This is a genomic window from Streptomyces luteireticuli, from assembly GCF_041519305.1.
Classification (GTDB): domain Bacteria; phylum Actinomycetota; class Actinomycetes; order Streptomycetales; family Streptomycetaceae; genus Streptomyces; species Streptomyces luteireticuli.
The window spans coordinates 3,161,934-3,177,408 of the sequence record NZ_CP167927.1 but is presented as its reverse complement, the minus strand read 5'-3'; the positions used below and the strand labels follow the sequence as shown (position 1 = coordinate 3,177,408).

Genomic DNA, 15,475 nt, shown 5'->3' with positions numbered 1-15,475 from the left:
GGGCACACTGTCCGAACCGCACCCCCGAGAGGAGTAGCGACGAGATGACGATTCCCACCGACCGCGCCGCGGGCGCCCCGGTCCTCGACCCCCTCGCCGGTCTGCGTGCCGCGGGCGGACCGGAGTTCGACGTCTACCTCACCGGCACCGTCTTCCTCGACATCATCTTCACCGGCCTGGACTCGGCCCCCGTGCGCGGCACCGAGTCCTGGGCGCGCGGGATGGGTTCGAGCCCCGGCGGCATCGCCAACATGGCCACCGCGCTGGCCCGGCTGGGCCTGCGCACCGCGCTCGCCGCCGCGTTCGGCGACGACATGTACGGCGAGTACTGCTGGGAGGCGCTCTCCAGAGGCGAGGGCATCGACCTGGGCCAGTCGCGCACCGTGCCCGGCTGGCACTCCCCGGTGACGGTCTCCATGGCGTACGAGGGCGAGCGGACGATGATCTCGCACGGGCACGAGGCGCCGCCGCCGGAGACGCCCGTGCCCGCCTCCCCGGTGCACGCCGAGGCGGCCGTCGTCCTGCTCGAACCCGGCAGGCGGGAGGAGTGGATCGGCGACGCGGCACGGGCCGGCAGCCGGGTCTTCGCCGACGTCGGCTGGGACGACACCGGCCGCTGGGACCCGGCCGACCTGGCCGACCTGGAGCACTGCGAGGCCTTCCTGCCCAACGCCGAGGAGGCCATGCGCTACACCCGCACCGCGTGTCCGCGGGCCGCCGCCCGCGCGCTCGCGGACCGGGTGCCGCTGGCCGTGGTGACCATGGGGGAGAAGGGCGCGTACGCCGCCGACGGGCGGACCGGGGAGACCGCCGAGGTGCCGGCCATCGTCGTCGAGGCGCTCGACCCCACCGGCGCCGGGGACGTCTTCGTCGCCGGCTTCGTCACCGGCACCCTGGCCGGCTGGCCGCTGGCCGACCGGCTGGCCTTCGCCTGCCTCACCTCGGCCCTGTCGGTCCAGGAGTTCGGCGGTTCGCTCTCCGCGCCGGGCTGGGCGGAGATCGCCGCCTGGTGGCAGCACGTCCGCTCGTACGACGACCAGTCCCGGGACACCCTGCGCCGCTACGCCTTCCTCGACGGGCTGCTGCCCGGCGCCACCCGGCCCTGGCCGCTCCGCCGGGCCCAGCCCACGCTGGGCTTCCGGGGCGTCTGACGACCGCGGAAATCCCCCCGGGCCCGTCCCGGCACCGGCGTACCCTGGGCACTACGGGGCGGCCGGAACCGGGCCGCCGGACACACGTACACGGAAAGAGGGATGAGCAGGCCCCAGTGCCGGCCCATGACTCAGACAACCACACGCGCGCAGCAGGCGGCCCGGCGGGAAGCCGGGGAGGCACAGGCCCGCTTCACGGTCCCGGCGAAGCACCCGATGGTGACGGTCCTGGGTTCCGGGGACAGCCTCCTGCGCGTGATCGAGAAGGCATTCCCGGCCACGGACATCCACGTCCGGGGCAACGAGGTCAGCGCGACGGGGGACCGGGCGGAAGTCGCCCTCGTCCAGCGCCTGTTCGACGAGATGATGCTGGTGCTCCGCACCGGTGCGCCGATGACGGAGGACGCGGTGGAACGCTCGATCGCCATGCTGCGCGACGAGGAGGGGCAGGGCGAGACGCCGGCGGAGGTGCTCACCCAGAACATCCTCTCCAACCGCGGCCGCACCATCCGTCCCAAGACGCTCAACCAGAAGCGCTACGTCGACGCCATCGACAAGCACACGGTCGTCTTCGGCATCGGCCCCGCCGGCACCGGCAAGACCTATCTGGCCATGGCCAAGGCGGTCCAGGCCCTGCAGTCCAAGCAGGTCAACCGGATCATCCTGACCCGGCCCGCGGTCGAGGCGGGCGAGCGGCTGGGCTTCCTGCCCGGCACGCTGTACGAGAAGATCGACCCGTATCTGCGGCCGCTGTACGACGCGTTGCACGACATGCTCGACCCGGACTCGATCCCGCGGCTGATGGCGGCGGGGACGATCGAGGTGGCGCCACTGGCGTATATGCGGGGCCGCACCCTCAACGACGCCTTCATCATTCTCGACGAGGCGCAGAACACCAGCCCCGAGCAGATGAAGATGTTCCTCACCCGGCTCGGCTTCGACTCCAAGATCGTGATCACGGGCGACATCACCCAGATCGACCTGCCCGGCGGCACCAAGAGCGGCCTGCGGCAGGTGCAGCAGATCCTGGAGGGCGTCGAGGACGTCCACTTCGCCCGTCTCACCAGCAACGACGTGGTCCGGCACAAATTGGTCGGCCGTATCGTGGACGCGTACGAGAAGTACGACAGCCGCGAAGGAAAGTAGTCACTGAGCACGATGTCGATCGACGTCAACAACGAATCCGGCACGGAGGTCGACGAGCAGGCGATCCTCGACGTCGCCCGCTACGCGCTGGCCCGGATGCGCATCCACCCGCTCTCCGAGCTGTCGGTCATCGTCGTCGACGAGGAGGCCATGGAGCAGCTGCACATCCAGTGGATGGACCTGCCCGGCCCGACCGACGTGATGTCCTTCCCGATGGACGAGCTGCGCCCGCCGGCGAAGGGCGACGACGAGCCCCCGCAGGGGCTCCTCGGTGACATCGTGCTCTGCCCGGAGGTCGCGAAGAAGCAGGGCGAGGCGGCCCCCACCGGGCACTCCATGGACGAGGAGCTCCAGCTCCTGACCGTCCACGGCGTCCTGCACCTCCTCGGTTACGACCACGAGGAACCCGACGAGAAGGCCGAGATGTTCGGCCTCCAGGCGGCGATCATCGACGGCTGGCGCGCCGAGCGCGGGATCGAAGGGGCCTCCCCGGCTCCCACGATCACGTGACCGGCCGACTGATCGCCGCGGCGGTCCTCCTGCTCGTCGTCGCCTGGCTCGCGGCCTGCGCGGAGGCGGGGCTGTCCCGGACGACGCGGTTCCGCGCCGAGGAGGCCGTGCGGCTGGGGCGGCGCGGCAGCGCGAAGCTGATGGCCGTCGCGGCGGACCCGACCCGCTATCTCAATGTGGCGCTGCTGGTGCGCGTCGCCTGCGAGATGGCGGCCGGGGTGCTGGTGACGTATGTCTGCCTGCGCTCGTTCGACGCGACGTGGGAGGCGCTGGCCGTCGCCGTCGCGGTGATGGTCCTCGTCTCGTACGTGGCCGTCGGGGTCTCCCCGCGCACCATCGGGCGCCAGCACCCGCTGGGCACCGCGACCGCCGCCGCGTACGTCCTGCTGCCGCTCGCGCGGATCATGGGGCCGGTGCCCCGGCTGCTGATCCTCATCGGCAACGCCCTCACCCCGGGCCGCGGTTTCCGCATGGGCCCCTTCGCCTCCGAGGCGGAGCTGCGGGCGATGGTGGACCTGGCGGAGAAGGAGTCGCTGATCGAGGACGAGGAGCGCCGCATGGTGCACTCCGTCTTCGAGCTCGGCGACACGCTGGTGCGCGAGGTGATGGTGCCGCGGACCGATCTCGTCGTCATCGAGCGCGGCAAGACCATCCGGCAGGCGCTGACGCTGGCGCTGCGCTCCGGCTTCTCCCGGATCCCGGTGACCGGGGAGAACGAGGACGACGTCGTCGGCGTGGTCTACCTCAAGGACCTGGTCCGCCGGACGCACATCAACCGCGAGGCCGAGTCCGAGCCGGTCTCCACGGTGATGCGGGCCGCGGTCTTCGTGCCCGACACCAAGAACGCCGGTGACCTGCTGCGCGAGATGCAGCAGCAGCGCAGCCACTGCGCGGTCGTCATCGACGAGTACGGCGGCACGGCCGGGATCGTGACCATCGAGGACATCCTGGAGGAGATCGTCGGCGAGATCACCGACGAGTACGACCGCGAGCTGCCGCCCGTGGAGGAGCTCGGCGGGGGCCGCTTCCGGGTCACCGCCCGGCTCGACCTCGGGGACCTCGGCGAGCTGTACGGGCTGGAGGATCTCGACGACGAGGACGTGGAGACCGTCGGCGGGCTGCTGGCGAAGTCCCTGGGCCGGGTGCCGATCGCCGGTGCGACGGCGGACGTCCCGCTGGCCGAGCGCGGCTCGGATCCGGCGCTGACGGCGCTGCGGCTGACGGCCGAGGCCCCGGCGGGGCGGCGGAACCGCATCGTGACGGTGCTGGTGGAGCCGGTGCGGGGGGCCTCCGGGACCCCGGCCGGGCGGCCGGGCGGCGGAATTTCCTGACCCGTTTCCGGGTCGTGCGCATGGGTGGGGCGGTGGGGGGTTACCCACCGCCCCATGAGCGACTTCGAGCACACCCGTACCATCGCCGCCCGTCCGGAGGCGGTTTTCGAGCAGGCCTGTGACCTGGAGCGGCTGGAGCGCTGGCTCCCCGGGGAGCTCCACGTCCACGCCGACCACCCGCCGGGGCCGGTGGTCACCGTCCACGAGGACCGCACGGGCGACGACGCGGAAGCCCTGGTGAGGGTGGAGAAGGACCGGCGCCGGCTGGTGTGGGGGACGAGCGAGGACCGGCGGTACGCGGGGTGGCTCCAGGTGGCGGCGGGGGACGGCGGGAGCAGCGAGGTGACGGTTCATCTGTCGTTCGGGCCGGGGTCGCACCGGCCGGTGGACGGGGTGGTCGAGGAGGCGTTGAGGGGGAGTCTGGAGCGGTTGGAGGAGCAGGTGCGGGGCGGCTTGGGCGCCGCGCGGGGGGATTGAGCCCCGGGCTCAATCCCCTCCGCGGACACCCCGCAGAAGCCCCAGCGCCACCCCCACCCCGGCCAGGGCCACCGCTGCCGCATCCGCCCCCATCGCCCCCCGCAGCCCCCACCCCGCCCCCACCGCGCTCAGCACCGGGATCCCCACCGTCGTCCCCAGCTGCTGCGCGCCGGTCACCAGGCCCGTGGCCAGACCCTGCTCGGCGTCCGGTACGCCCGACGTGGCCGTCACGCCGTACGCCACCACCGCCCACAGGTTGCCCACGACCCCCACCGACGCCCCGGCCAGCGCGGCCCACGCGGCGGTGGGGCCGGTGTCCAGCCAGGCCAGCGGTGCCGTCGCCGCGGCCTGCAGCAGCAGGGAGCCGGCCAGCACACGGCGGGCGCCGAAGCGGGCGACGACGCGGGACGCCGTCATCCCGCCGAGCGCCGCGAAGAGCCCCTGCACGCCGAAGAGCATCCCGGTGCGGAAGGCCGACAGGCCCAGCACGTCCTGGAGGTAGAGGGTGAGCAGGAAGATCAGCGCGGTCATCGTCGACACCGTGGCCAGCCCGCCGAGGTTTCCCCATGCCACCGTCCTCCGGCGCAGCAGCGGCAGGGGCACCAGGGGCTCGGCGACCCGGGATTCGACGACGGCGAAGACGGTGAGCAGGACGAGCCCGGCGGCCAGCGCCACCACCACGTCCGCCCGGCCGAAGCCGCGTTCGGCGGCGGTGGACAGGGCGTAGACGAGGGCGAGGAGACCGCCGGTGACGGTGACGGCGCCGGGGACGTCCAGCCGGGCCCGGCCGGGAGCCTGGGGCGCCGTCGGCACGGCGGACGCGAGCAGGAGCACCCCCAGCCCCGCCGCCGCCAGCAGTCCCATCGTCGAGCGCCAGCCGAGCCCGTCCGTCATGACGCCGCCGAGGACCATCCCCGTGGTGTACCCGAGCGAGAGCAGCGTGCCGCTGATGCCCAACGCCCGCTCGCGCAGCGGACCTTCGGGGAAGGCCGTGGTGAGCAGGGCCATCCCGGTCGGCACGATCAGGGCCGCGCCCACCCCCTGCAGGGCGCGCCCGGTGAGGAAGGACGCGGCGTCCGGGGCGAGCGTGACCAGTACCGAGGCGGCGGTGAAGACGCCGAGGCCGAGGAGGAAGAGCCGGCGCCGCCCGTACCGGTCGGCGAGCCGGCCGAAGAGGAGCAGGAGGCCGCCGGAGGGCAGGGCGAAGGCGGTGACGGCCCACTGGAGGTCGGTCCGGCCCAGGCCGAGGTCGGAACCCAGCGCGGGCAGCGCCACGTTGAGGATGGAGAAGTCCAGCGTGACGACGAACTGGGCGGCGCACAGCACCAGCAGGGTCAGCCGGGCACGGCCGGGGAGGGCGGGGAGGACGGGGCGGGGCGGGGCGTCGACGGGCATGGCTCCACCCTCCGGTCCCCGGAATAGGTGTGGGGAGAGCGTGTTGATGGGGGTAGCCGCAGTACCCGTCAGGAGAGTCATGACCACCGTGCGAACGCCGCCGCCCCGCCGCCATGAGCTGCGCCGTTTCCTGATGAGCCGCCGGGCGGGCGTGGACCCGGCCGAGGCCGGACTGCCCGCCGGCGGCCCGCGGCGCACGCCGGGGCTGCGCCGGGAGGAGGTCGCGGTCCTCGCGGGTGTGGGCACGACCTGGTACCGGTGGCTGGAGCAGGGGCGCGCGATCACCGTCTCCCCGCAGGTGCTGGACGGTGTGGCCCGGGTGCTCCGGCTGACCCCCGTCGAGCGGCGCCATCTGTATGTCCTGGCCGGGCTCAACCCTCCGCTGCCGGAGTCCGGCCAGTCGCCGGACAGCCTCTGCCCGGGGCTGCAGCGACTGATCGACGCGTGGCTGCCGAATCCCGCGCACATCATGGACGCGTACTGGAACACCGTCGCCCACAACGCCTCCGCGGCCCTCGTCCTGGGCCTGGGCGAAGGGGGCGAGGACGCCCCCGACGGCCGCCCGCACAACTGGCTGCGGCACTACTTCACCGACCCCGTCTACCGGCCGCCCTCGCCCGCGCGGGAGGAGAACGCCCGCCGCGTCGTCGCCCAGTTCCGCGCCTCGTGCACCGAACAGCCGGACGCCTCGCGGGCCGCGGAGCTCGCCGCCCTGGTGGGCGAAGTGTCCGCGGCCAGCGAGGAGTTCGCCCGGCTGTGGGAGGGCGGCGACGTCCGCCCGGAGGGGCAGCTCGTCAACGAGCTGGAGCATCCGCTCGTCGGCAGGCTGGTGTTCGAGAGCAGCCCGCTGCGGATCCCCTCCCGGCCGGACCTGACGATCGTGGTGCACAACCCGGTCCCGGGCACCGGCACCGCCGGGAAGATCGCGTCGCTCGACGGCCGTTCGTAGGGACGGACGGGGGCTCAGCCGCCGTTCGCGGGGCGGGTGCGCCGCAGCCCCACCGCCACGAGCACCGCGACCGCCGCGACGACCGCCGCGTCCACGCCCAGCCCCAGCTTGATCCCGCCCAGCGTCGCCGCGCCGAAGCCCGCGCCGTCCGAGCTCAGGGCGGCGGTCCGGGCCGAGGCGACCGCGCTCAGCAGCGGGATGCCGACGGTGAGGCCGATCTGCTGGGAGCTGGTCACCAGGCCGGTGGCCAGGCCCTGTTCGCTGTTCGGGACCCCCGAGGTGGCGGTGACCCCGTAGGCCACGATCGCCCACAGGTGTCCGACGACCGCGAGGGAAGTGCCCACCAGCGCCAGCCACGCGCCCGACGTGCCGCCCACCAGGAGCAGCAGCGCCGTGAAGACGGCCTGGACCAGCAGCCCGCCCACCAGGGTCGTCCGGGTGCCGAAGCGGGCGATGACCCGGGACGCCGTCATGCCGGCGGCCACCGCGAACACGCCCTCCACGCCGAAGATCAGCCCGGTGCGGAAGGCCGAGAGCCCCAGCACCTCCTGGAGGTAGAGCGTGAGCAGGAAGACGACCGTGCTCATCATCGAGAACGTGACCAGCCCGGCCAGATTGCCGAAGGCGACCGTCCTCCGGCGCAGCATCGGCAGCGACACCAGCGGCTCGGCGGCCCGCGACTCGACGAGGACGAACGCGACGAGCAGCACGGGCCCGGCGATCAGGGTGACGAGGACGTCCGCGCCGCCGAAGCCGCGCTGGGCGGCGGTGGACAGGGCGTAGATGAGGGCGAGCAGGCCGCCGGTGACGGTGGCGGCGCCGGGGAGGTCCAGGCGCGGCCGGTCGGGGTTCCGGGATTCGGCCAGCAGGCCGGGCGCGACCAGGAGGACGCCGACGCCGGCGACCGAGAGGAGGCCCATGGTCGAGCGCCAGCCGAGTCCGTCGGTCATGACGCCGCCGAGGAGCATGCCGACGGTGAAGCCGAGCGAGAGCAGGGTGCTGCTGATCCCCAACGCCCGCTCGCGCTGCGGCCCTTCGGGGAACGTCGTGGTGAGCAGGGCCATGCCGGCCGGTACGACGGCGGCCGCGCCGAGTCCCTGCAGGGCCCGTCCGGCCAGGAAGACCGCCGGGTTCCAGGCGAGCGTGGCCAGCACCGAGGCCACCGTGAAGAGGGCGAGTCCGGCGAGGAAGAGCCGCCGCCTGCCGTGCAGGTCGCCGAGGCGGCCGGAGAGCAGCAGGAAGCCGCCGGAGGGCAGGGCGAAGGCGGTGACGGCCCACTGGAGGTCGGCCTGGCCCATGCCGAGGTCGTCGCCCAGGACGGGCAGGGCCACGTTGAGGATGGAGAAGTCGAGCGCGACGATGAACTGGGCGGCGCACAGCACCAGCAGGGTCAGTTTCGCGCGGGTGGTCATCCCCGCGTCCGCCGTGGGCGGAGCGGAGGAGCGAGCGGGGGAGGGGGACGTGTCGATCGCCATGCGGCCACCCTCCGTCGGCCGGAATACCCGTAGGGAGTCGGCGCTTATGGTGGTGGTCGCACCACCAGGTACGAGGGGGAAACCGTTGACGAGCGCGACGACAGCGACGACAGCGACGGCACGCGCGGCCGGTGCCGGGGGGCACCGCCGTTCCGAGCTGCGCGACTTCCTGATGAGCCGGCGGGCCAGGGTCAGCCCGGCCCAGGCCGGGCTGCCGGACGGCGGCGCCCGCCGCCGCACGCCGGGGCTGCGCCGCGAGGAGGTGGCCGTGCTCGCGGGGGTCGGCGCGTCCTGGTACCAGTGGCTGGAGCAGGGGCGCGAGATCACCGTCTCCCCGCAGGTGCTGGACGCCGTCGCCCGGGTGCTCCGGCTGTCCGGCACCGAGCGGCGCCACCTGTACGTCCTGGCCGGGCTCAACCCGCCGCTGCCCGACACCGCGGTCGACGACCCGGAGTACATGTGCGACGGCCTGCTCCGGCTGCTCGACGGCTGGCTGCCCAATCCGGCGCACGTCATGGACCCGTACTGGAACACCGTGGCGTACAACGAGTCCGCCGCCCTGGTGATGGGCTTCCGCCCGGAGATCCGGCAGAACTGCCTGATCTCCTTCTTCACCGACCCCGTCTACCGCTCGCGCACCGCGAACTGGGAGGAGAACGCCCGGAACGTGGTCGCCCAGTACCGTGCGGCCTCCTCGGAGCGTCCGGGCGACGAGGGGTTCGAGGCCATCATCGAGGAACTCGCCGAGGAGAGCCCGGAGTTCGCCGAGCTGTGGGCCCGCAACGACGTGGAGCCGGCCGGGCTGCTGATGAAGGAGTTCGAGCATCCGCTGGCCGGCACGCTGTACTTCGAGATCAGCCCGCTGCGGGTCCCGGCCCGGCCGGACCTGACGATCCTCCTGCACAACCCCGTGCCGGGGACGGGGACCGCCGAGCGCGTGGAGTGGCTGAACTCGCCCGAGGGGCGGCGCGGGATGTACGCGGTCCCGTCGGCGAGCTGATCCCGTCGGAGGGCTGATCCGTGCGCCCGCTTATCCTCGGCCCATGACGGACATCAGCGCGCTCGACCCCGAGGACCGCAAGCTCATCACGCTCGCCCGCGCCACCCGGGCCCGCAACGGCGTCCCGGAGGGGGCGGCCGTCCGGGACGAGACCGGCCGGACGTACGTCGCCGGGACCGTCGCCCTCGACTCCCTGCGGCTGAGCGCCCTCGCCACGGCCGTGGCCATGGCGGTGGCCAGCGGGGCGAAGTCGCTGGAGGCGGCGGCCGTGGTCACCGAGGCGTCCGCCGTCCCGGACGCCGACCGCGCGGCCGTACGGGACCTGGGCGGCCCGGCGACGCCGGTGCTGCTGGCGGGCCCGGACGGCACTCCCTCGGAGGTCGTCAGCGCGGGCTGACCGGCCGCGGGCGGGCGCCGGGCGGCCTCTGGTCGGCGCCGGGCGGGCGATCAGGGAGAATATTGCTCATGGACAGAGCTTCCTCCCCTTCCCAGACGCCCCACCGCGCGGGCTTCGCGTGCTTCGTCGGCCGCCCCAACGCGGGCAAGTCGACCCTGACCAACGCACTGGTGGGGACGAAGGTCGCGATCACGTCGAACCGCCCGCAGACCACCCGGCACACCGTGCGCGGCATCGTGCACCGCCCGGACGCCCAGCTGGTGCTGGTCGACACCCCCGGTCTGCACAAGCCGCGCACCCTGCTGGGCGAGCGGCTCAACGACGTGGTGCGCACCACCTGGGCCGAGGTCGACGTGATCGGCTTCTGCCTGCCCGCCGACCAGAAGATCGGTCCCGGTGACCGCTTCATCGCCGCCGAGCTCGCCGGGATCAAGAAGACCCCGAAGGTGGCCATCGTCACCAAGACGGACCTGGTCGACTCCAAGACCCTGGCCGGGCAGCTGCTGGCCGTCCAGCAGCTGGGCGCGGAGCTCGGCATCGAGTGGGCCGAGATCGTCCCGGTCTCCGCGACCGGCGGCCAGCAGGTCTCCCTGGTGGCCGACCTGCTCGTCCCCCTGCTCCCGGAGAGCCCCCCGCTCTACCCCGAGGGCGACCTCACGGACGAGCCCGAGCAGGTGATGGTCGCCGAGCTGATCCGCGAGGCCGCGCTGGAGGGCGTCCGTGACGAGCTGCCGCACTCGATCGCCGTCGTCGTCGAGGAGATGCTGCCCCGCGAGGACCGCCCCGCGGACAAGCCGCTCCTCGACATCCACGCCAACCTCTACATCGAGCGCCCCAGCCAGAAGGGGATCATCATCGGCCCCAAGGGCGCGCGCCTGAAGGAGGTCGGCATGAAGTCCCGCAAGCACATCGAGGCGCTGCTGGGCACGCCGGTGTACCTCGACCTTCATGTGAAGGTCGCCAAGGACTGGCAGCGGGACCCGAAGCAGCTGCGGAAGCTGGGCTTCTGAGCGGGGGGTTTGTGCCCCGGACCCGCCCTTTCACCGTTTCTCGCCGCGCTCCGCGCCGCATTGCGGGCCGAGGGGCGCAGCCCCGGAAGAAACGGTGAAAGGGCGGGGCGGGGAGAAAGCCCCCTCACGCCCCTTCGCGCAGCACCAAGCGGATCAGCTCCCGCTGGTCCTCCGTGAGGTGCGGGTCCGCCAGGTGCACCTTGCGGTTGTCGACCGTGATCTCGTAGTGGAAGCCGTCGGGGACGCCCCGGGCGGGGGCGTCGCGGCCGGGGGCCAGGGCCCGGTGGGCGAGGGCCTCCAGGTGTGTGGCGTCCGGCCGTCCGGCCGTGTCCAGTTCGACCCTGCGCTCGATGCCGGCGAAGCCGCCGGTCCGCGTGATGACGATCCGCATGGCGCCATTCTCGTCCCCCGGCCGCCCGCCTACGAGGCGGGGACGCCCACCTGGGACCACGCCTTGAGGACCGCCTGGACCGCGTCGCCCTCCCCGTACAGGCTCCGTGCGGAGGCCGCCGTCTGCCGGGCGAAGGCGGCGAAGTCGGCGTCGGAGGCGAGCTCGCCGCCGGTCAGCGTGGTGTACCAGATCAGCCCGGCGCGCTCCCAGGCGTGGCCGCCGAGGGCGGTGGCCGCCAGGTAGAAGGCGCGGTTGGGGATGCCGGAGTTGATGTGCACGCCGCCGTTGTCGCGCGGGGTGCGCACATAGTCGTCCATGGTGGCCGGCTGCGGGTCCTTGCCCAGCTGCGGGTCGTCGTAGGCGGTGCCGGGCGCCTTCATCGAGCGCAGCGCCGCGCCGTGGATGGTCGGGCCGAGCAGGCCCGCGCCGATCAGCCAGTCCGCCTGGTCCGTGGTCTGGCCGAGCGCGTACTGCTTGATCAGCGAGCCGAAGACGTCCGACACGGACTCGTTGAGCGCGCCGGACTGCCCGTAGTACTCCAGGTTGGCGGTGTGCTGCGTGACGCCGTGGGTGAGCTCGTGGCCGATGACGTCGATGGGGATGGTGAAGTCGAGGAAGACCGTGCCGTCCCCGTCTCCGAAGACCATCTGCTCGCCGTCCCAGAAGGCGTTGTCGTAGCCCGTGCCGTAGTGGACCGAGGCGTTCAGCGGCAGGCCCGCGTCGTCGATGGAGTGCCGTCCGTAGACCTTGAGGTAGAGCTCGAAGGTGGCGCCCAGGCCGGCGTTGGCCCGGTTGACGGTGGCGTCCTTGGAGGGCGGGTCGCCCTCGCCGTGCACCTTGGTGCCCGGCAGCTGGGTGCCGTGGTGGGCGTCGTAGATCGTGCGCTGCGGCCTGTCGGACGGGGTGCCGGCGGGGGCCGCCACCCCGCGCGCGGCCGTGACCCGGCGGCGGGTGCGCAGGGCGCCGTCGTGTTCGAGGGTGCGGCGGGCCGGCTCGTGGTGGAGAGGGTCCTCGGACTGGGCGAGCCGGTCGAGGATGTGGGGAGGAATGATCGTGCAGAAGGGACGGTGCGCCGTCCCGGTGGGGTCGTCATTCATGGCCCGAATGTGGCACCGGGTCATGCGCGTGTCACTCCCTGGTGCCATGATTAATGAAATCGAGTGTTTGGACGGCTTTGACCGGCGGATTCCGTTCCGCGCTGGTAGGCGCCCGAAGATGCCCGCTGACCTCGGGCGTCCCGCATGCTGAAACGCCCCTCGGCGATCCGCCGGCCCTCGGTTAGTGTGCTGCACATCATGCGCTACGGGCTGCTTCTTCTTAGCTGCCGCGGCGAGGGTTCGCAGTCGTAGGCCGACGCCCTCCCCGCGGGGTCCGGTGCTGCGGTCCAGCCGCCACCGTGTCGGTCGCCCTCCTTCCGAGCCCGTACCGAGGAGCTCCGCGCAGATGCCCGTGACCACCGACCCCTCCGCCCCCGTCGGCCGTCCCACGCCCCTGACCGCCGCCACCGTCACCCAGCGGCCGTCGGGAATGCCGGTCCACAAGTACGGCCGCTACGAGGCGGTGGACCTGCCCGACCGCACCTGGCCGGACCGCCGCATCACCAAGGCCCCCCGCTGGCTCTCCACCGACCTGCGCGACGGCAACCAGGCGCTGATCGACCCCATGTCGCCGGCCCGCAAGCGGGAGATGTTCGACCTGCTGGTGCGCCTGGGCTACAAGGAGATCGAGGTCGGCTTCCCGTCCTCCGGCGCCACCGACTTCGCGTTCGTCCGCTCGATCATCGAGGAGGGCGCGATCCCGGAGGATGTGACGATCTCCGTGCTGACGCAGGCGCGCGAGGAGCTGATCGAGCGGACCGTGGAGTCCCTGCGCGGGGCGCACCGCGCCACCGTGCACCTCTACAACGCCACCGCGCCGGTCTTCCGCCGGGTCGTCTTCCGCGGCTCGCGCGAGCAGGTGAAGCAGATCGCGGTCGACGGCACGCGGCTGGTGATGGAGTACGCGGACAAGATCCTCGGTGACGACACCGTGTTCGGCTACCAGTACAGCCCCGAGATCTTCACCGACACCGAGCTGGACTTCGCCCTGGAGGTCTGCGAGGGCGTGATGGACGTCTGGCAGCCGGAGGCGGGCCGCGAGATCATCCTCAACCTGCCCGCCACGGTGGAGCGTTCGACCCCGTCCACGCACGCCGACCGCTTCGAGTGGATGTCGCGCAACCTCTCCCGCCGGGAGTTCGTCTGCCTCTCCGCGCACCCGCACAACGACCGCGGCACCGCGGTGGCCGCCGCCGAACTGGCCGTGATGGCCGGGGCGGACCGCGTCGAGGGCTGTCTGTTCGGCCAGGGCGAGCGCACCGGCAACGTCGACCTGGTGACCCTGGGCATGAACCTCTTCTCCCAGGGCGTGGACCCCGAGATCGACTTCTCGCAGATCGACGAGATCCGCCGCACCGCCGAGTACTGCAACCAGATGGAGGTCCACCCGCGCCACCCCTACGCGGGCGACCTGGTCTACACCGCCTTCTCCGGCTCCCACCAGGACGCCATCAAGAAGGGCTTCGAGGCGATGGAGTCCACGGCCGCGGCGGCGGGGAAGACCGTGGACGACATCGAGTGGGCGGTGCCGTACCTGCCCATCGACCCCAAGGACGTCGGCCGCTCGTACGAGGCCGTCATCCGCGTCAACTCCCAGTCGGGCAAGGGCGGCATCGCCTACGTCCTCAAGCACGACCACAAGCTGGACCTGCCGCGCCGGATGCAGATCGAGTTCTCCAGGACCATCCAGGCCCGGACGGACGCGGAGGGCGGCGAGGTCACCCCGCAGGAGATCTGGTCGGTCTTCCGCGACGAGTACCTGCCCACGGACGACAACCCGTGGGGCCGCATCGAGCTGCGCGCCGCCCACACCTCGACGGCGAACGACGGCACCGACGCGCTGACCGTCGAGGCCGTCGTGGACGGCGTGGAGACGGTGCTCACCGGTACCGGCAACGGTCCGATCTCCGCCTTCTTCGACGCGCTCGGGGCGACCGGTATCGACGCCCGCCTGCTGGACTACACCGAGCACACCATGAGCGAGGGGGCCAGCGCCCAGGCCGCCTCGTACATCGAGTGCGTGATCGACGGCCGGGTGCTGTGGGGCATCGGCATCGACGCCAACACCACGCGCGCCTCGATCAAGGCGGTCGTGTCGGCGGTGAACCGGGCGTACCGCCCCTGACGGGCGCCCTGTTGACGGCTCTTGACGCCTGCTGACGGGCACCGTCCCCTCCGTCGTCAAGTGCGCGCCGCCGAAACCACCGTATCCGGTGGGGCCGGTGGCGCGCGGGGCCGACGGGCATCCGAAGACCGCGCACGAGGTACTGACGCCACATCATCGATGTGGCTAACATCACGTCAACGCGGCGACGAGGCCGTGGCGTTATGGAGGTGTGCGCCGTGAAGCACGCGCAAGGCCGACACAGCCCCGACCGGTGTGTGCTGGGCGTACGTACCGTGTGGCGCACCGTCGGGGACGGCGAGTTCTTCTGTCCCGGCTGCGGCGGGGACCGCAACTACCATCGCCGCACAGGCCGCCGGCGCCTCGTCGTGCTGGGCGTCCCGCTGCTGCCGCGCGGGCCGGTGGGCCCGGTCGTGGAGTGCACGGCGTGCGGCGAGCGGTACGCGACGGACGTCCTCGACCACCCGACGACGACGCGGTTCTCCGCGATGCTGCGCGACGCGGTGCACACGGTGGCGCTGGCCGTCCTCGCGGCGGGCGGCACCGAGGCGCCCACGGTCCGCCGGGCGGCGGTCGGGGCGGTGCGGGCCGCGGGCTTCGCGGACTGCAGCGAGGAGCAGCTCGTCACGCTGATCGAGGCGCTGGCCGCGGACACGGGACGGCTGCCGGGCAGATACCCGGCGCCGGCGGTGGCCGGGCGGGACGGGTTCGATCCGTGCGGGACGGCGCTGGCGATCGAGCTGCACGAGGCGCTGGAGCCGCTGGCCCCGCACCTCGCGCCCGCCGGGCGGGAGTCGATCCTGCTCCAGGGGGCGCGGATCGCCCTGGCGGACGGGCCCTACCGGCCGGCGGAGCGGGAGGTTCTGGCGACGGTGGGGCGGGCGCTGATGATCTGCCCGGAGGACACGGATCGTCTGCTGACGGCGGCGCGGACGACGCCGTCGTAGGGGGTTTTCTCCCCGCCCCGCCCTTTCACCGTTTCTCGCGCGCTGCCGCGCGGGGCAACGCGGCTGCGCCGCGT

The 15,475-nt window shown here is 72.9% G+C and carries 15 protein-coding genes; 11 read left to right on the top strand and 4 right to left on the bottom strand.

Annotation, left to right across the window (positions count from 1 at the left end; genetic code table 11):
- Nucleotides 1-44 precede the first annotated feature (44 nt).
- The 5 genes from AB8735_RS13950 (at nt 45) to AB8735_RS13930 (ending at nt 4,615) form a co-directional block, all read left to right on the top strand.
- Nucleotides 45-1,151: a PfkB family carbohydrate kinase gene (locus tag AB8735_RS13950; RefSeq protein ID WP_344018342.1), complete on the top strand. Its 1,107-nt coding sequence runs from the start codon at nt 45-47 to the stop codon at nt 1,149-1,151.
- 126 nt (nt 1,152-1,277) lie between these two features.
- Nucleotides 1,278-2,297, top strand: a complete 1,020-nt coding sequence (locus AB8735_RS13945) for a PhoH family protein (protein WP_344018340.1) — start codon at nt 1,278-1,280, stop codon at nt 2,295-2,297.
- A gap of 12 nt (nt 2,298-2,309) precedes the next feature.
- A complete protein-coding gene (gene ybeY / locus AB8735_RS13940) occupies nt 2,310-2,807 on the top strand; it encodes an rRNA maturation RNase YbeY (protein WP_372407621.1) in 498 nt (165 codons plus the stop codon).
- Nucleotides 2,804-4,138, top strand: coding sequence for a hemolysin family protein (locus tag AB8735_RS13935; RefSeq protein WP_372407620.1), 1,335 nt, complete (start codon nt 2,804-2,806; stop codon nt 4,136-4,138). The genes ybeY and AB8735_RS13935 overlap by 4 nt, the downstream gene beginning before the upstream one ends.
- Nucleotides 4,139-4,192: 54 nt before the next feature.
- Nucleotides 4,193-4,615, top strand: a complete 423-nt coding sequence (locus AB8735_RS13930) for an SRPBCC family protein (protein WP_344018334.1) — start codon at nt 4,193-4,195, stop codon at nt 4,613-4,615.
- A 9-nt stretch (nt 4,616-4,624) separates the two neighbouring features.
- Here AB8735_RS13930 and AB8735_RS13925 read toward each other — a convergent pair whose 3' ends face one another.
- The gene (locus AB8735_RS13925; protein WP_372407617.1) at nt 4,625-6,010 is read right to left on the bottom strand and encodes an MFS transporter; all 1,386 of its coding nucleotides are present in this window, start codon (nt 6,008-6,010) and stop codon (nt 4,625-4,627) included.
- Between the two features lie 79 nt (nt 6,011-6,089).
- Here AB8735_RS13925 and AB8735_RS13920 point away from each other — a divergent pair, with 79 nt between their 5' ends.
- Nucleotides 6,090-6,959 (top strand): helix-turn-helix transcriptional regulator, encoded by an 870-nt coding sequence (locus AB8735_RS13920; RefSeq protein ID WP_344018329.1) that lies wholly within the window; start codon nt 6,090-6,092, stop codon nt 6,957-6,959.
- A 14-nt stretch (nt 6,960-6,973) separates the two neighbouring features.
- Here AB8735_RS13920 and AB8735_RS13915 read toward each other — a convergent pair whose 3' ends face one another.
- Entirely contained in the window at nt 6,974-8,434 is a 1,461-nt protein-coding gene (locus tag AB8735_RS13915; RefSeq protein WP_372407615.1) for an MFS transporter, read from the bottom strand.
- A gap of 85 nt (nt 8,435-8,519) precedes the next feature.
- On the opposite strand from AB8735_RS13915, the gene AB8735_RS13910 reads away from it, so the two are divergent.
- From AB8735_RS13910 to era, 3 genes are all read left to right on the top strand, one after another.
- A complete protein-coding gene (locus AB8735_RS13910; protein ID WP_372407613.1) occupies nt 8,520-9,434 on the top strand; it encodes a helix-turn-helix transcriptional regulator in 915 nt (304 codons plus the stop codon).
- A 43-nt stretch (nt 9,435-9,477) separates the two neighbouring features.
- On the top strand, nt 9,478-9,831 hold the full coding sequence (locus tag AB8735_RS13905; protein WP_344018327.1) for a cytidine deaminase: 354 nt from the start codon (nt 9,478-9,480) through the stop codon (nt 9,829-9,831).
- A 68-nt stretch (nt 9,832-9,899) separates the two neighbouring features.
- Nucleotides 9,900-10,841 carry a GTPase Era gene (gene era / locus AB8735_RS13900; RefSeq protein WP_344018325.1) on the top strand — a complete coding sequence of 314 codons (942 nt, stop codon included), beginning with the start codon at nt 9,900-9,902 and terminating at the stop codon, nt 10,839-10,841.
- Between the two features lie 124 nt (nt 10,842-10,965).
- Here era and AB8735_RS13895 read toward each other — a convergent pair whose 3' ends face one another.
- Both AB8735_RS13895 and AB8735_RS13890 read right to left on the bottom strand, forming a co-directional pair.
- Nucleotides 10,966-11,232, bottom strand: a complete 267-nt coding sequence (locus tag AB8735_RS13895; RefSeq protein WP_372407609.1) for a protealysin inhibitor emfourin — start codon at nt 11,230-11,232, stop codon at nt 10,966-10,968.
- Nucleotides 11,233-11,261: 29 nt separating this feature from the next.
- Complete coding sequence (locus AB8735_RS13890) at nt 11,262-12,329, bottom strand: M4 family metallopeptidase (RefSeq protein WP_372407608.1); 1,068 nt, start codon at nt 12,327-12,329, stop codon at nt 11,262-11,264.
- Nucleotides 12,330-12,675: 346 nt separating this feature from the next.
- On the opposite strand from AB8735_RS13890, the gene leuA reads away from it, so the two are divergent.
- Both leuA and AB8735_RS13880 read left to right on the top strand, forming a co-directional pair.
- Nucleotides 12,676-14,454, top strand: a complete 1,779-nt coding sequence (leuA, locus tag AB8735_RS13885; RefSeq protein ID WP_372407605.1) for a 2-isopropylmalate synthase — start codon at nt 12,676-12,678, stop codon at nt 14,452-14,454.
- A gap of 218 nt (nt 14,455-14,672) precedes the next feature.
- Nucleotides 14,673-15,401, top strand: a complete 729-nt coding sequence (locus AB8735_RS13880) for a TerB family tellurite resistance protein (RefSeq protein ID WP_344018315.1) — start codon at nt 14,673-14,675, stop codon at nt 15,399-15,401.
- The last annotated feature ends 74 nt before the right edge of the window (nt 15,402-15,475 follow it).

Excerpts from the sequence above, each read along its gene's own strand:
- ybeY (WP_372407621.1), top strand. The coding sequence starts at position 2,310 with ATGTCGATCGACGTCAACAACGAATCCGGCACGGAGGTCGACGAGCAG.
- AB8735_RS13890 (WP_372407608.1), bottom strand. The coding sequence starts at position 12,329 with ATGAATGACGACCCCACCGGGACGGCGCACCGTCCCTTCTGCACGATC.
- AB8735_RS13895 (WP_372407609.1), bottom strand. The coding sequence starts at position 11,232 with ATGCGGATCGTCATCACGCGGACCGGCGGCTTCGCCGGCATCGAGCGC.
- AB8735_RS13915 (WP_372407615.1), bottom strand. The coding sequence starts at position 8,434 with ATGGCGATCGACACGTCCCCCTCCCCCGCTCGCTCCTCCGCTCCGCCC.
- AB8735_RS13925 (WP_372407617.1), bottom strand. The coding sequence starts at position 6,010 with ATGCCCGTCGACGCCCCGCCCCGCCCCGTCCTCCCCGCCCTCCCCGGC.
- AB8735_RS13950 (WP_344018342.1), top strand. The coding sequence starts at position 45 with ATGACGATTCCCACCGACCGCGCCGCGGGCGCCCCGGTCCTCGACCCC.
- era (WP_344018325.1), top strand. The coding sequence starts at position 9,900 with ATGGACAGAGCTTCCTCCCCTTCCCAGACGCCCCACCGCGCGGGCTTC.
- AB8735_RS13945 (WP_344018340.1), top strand. The coding sequence starts at position 1,278 with ATGACTCAGACAACCACACGCGCGCAGCAGGCGGCCCGGCGGGAAGCC.
- AB8735_RS13905 (WP_344018327.1), top strand. The coding sequence starts at position 9,478 with ATGACGGACATCAGCGCGCTCGACCCCGAGGACCGCAAGCTCATCACG.
- leuA (WP_372407605.1), top strand. The coding sequence starts at position 12,676 with ATGCCCGTGACCACCGACCCCTCCGCCCCCGTCGGCCGTCCCACGCCC.
- AB8735_RS13920 (WP_344018329.1), top strand. The coding sequence starts at position 6,090 with ATGACCACCGTGCGAACGCCGCCGCCCCGCCGCCATGAGCTGCGCCGT.
- AB8735_RS13930 (WP_344018334.1), top strand. The coding sequence starts at position 4,193 with ATGAGCGACTTCGAGCACACCCGTACCATCGCCGCCCGTCCGGAGGCG.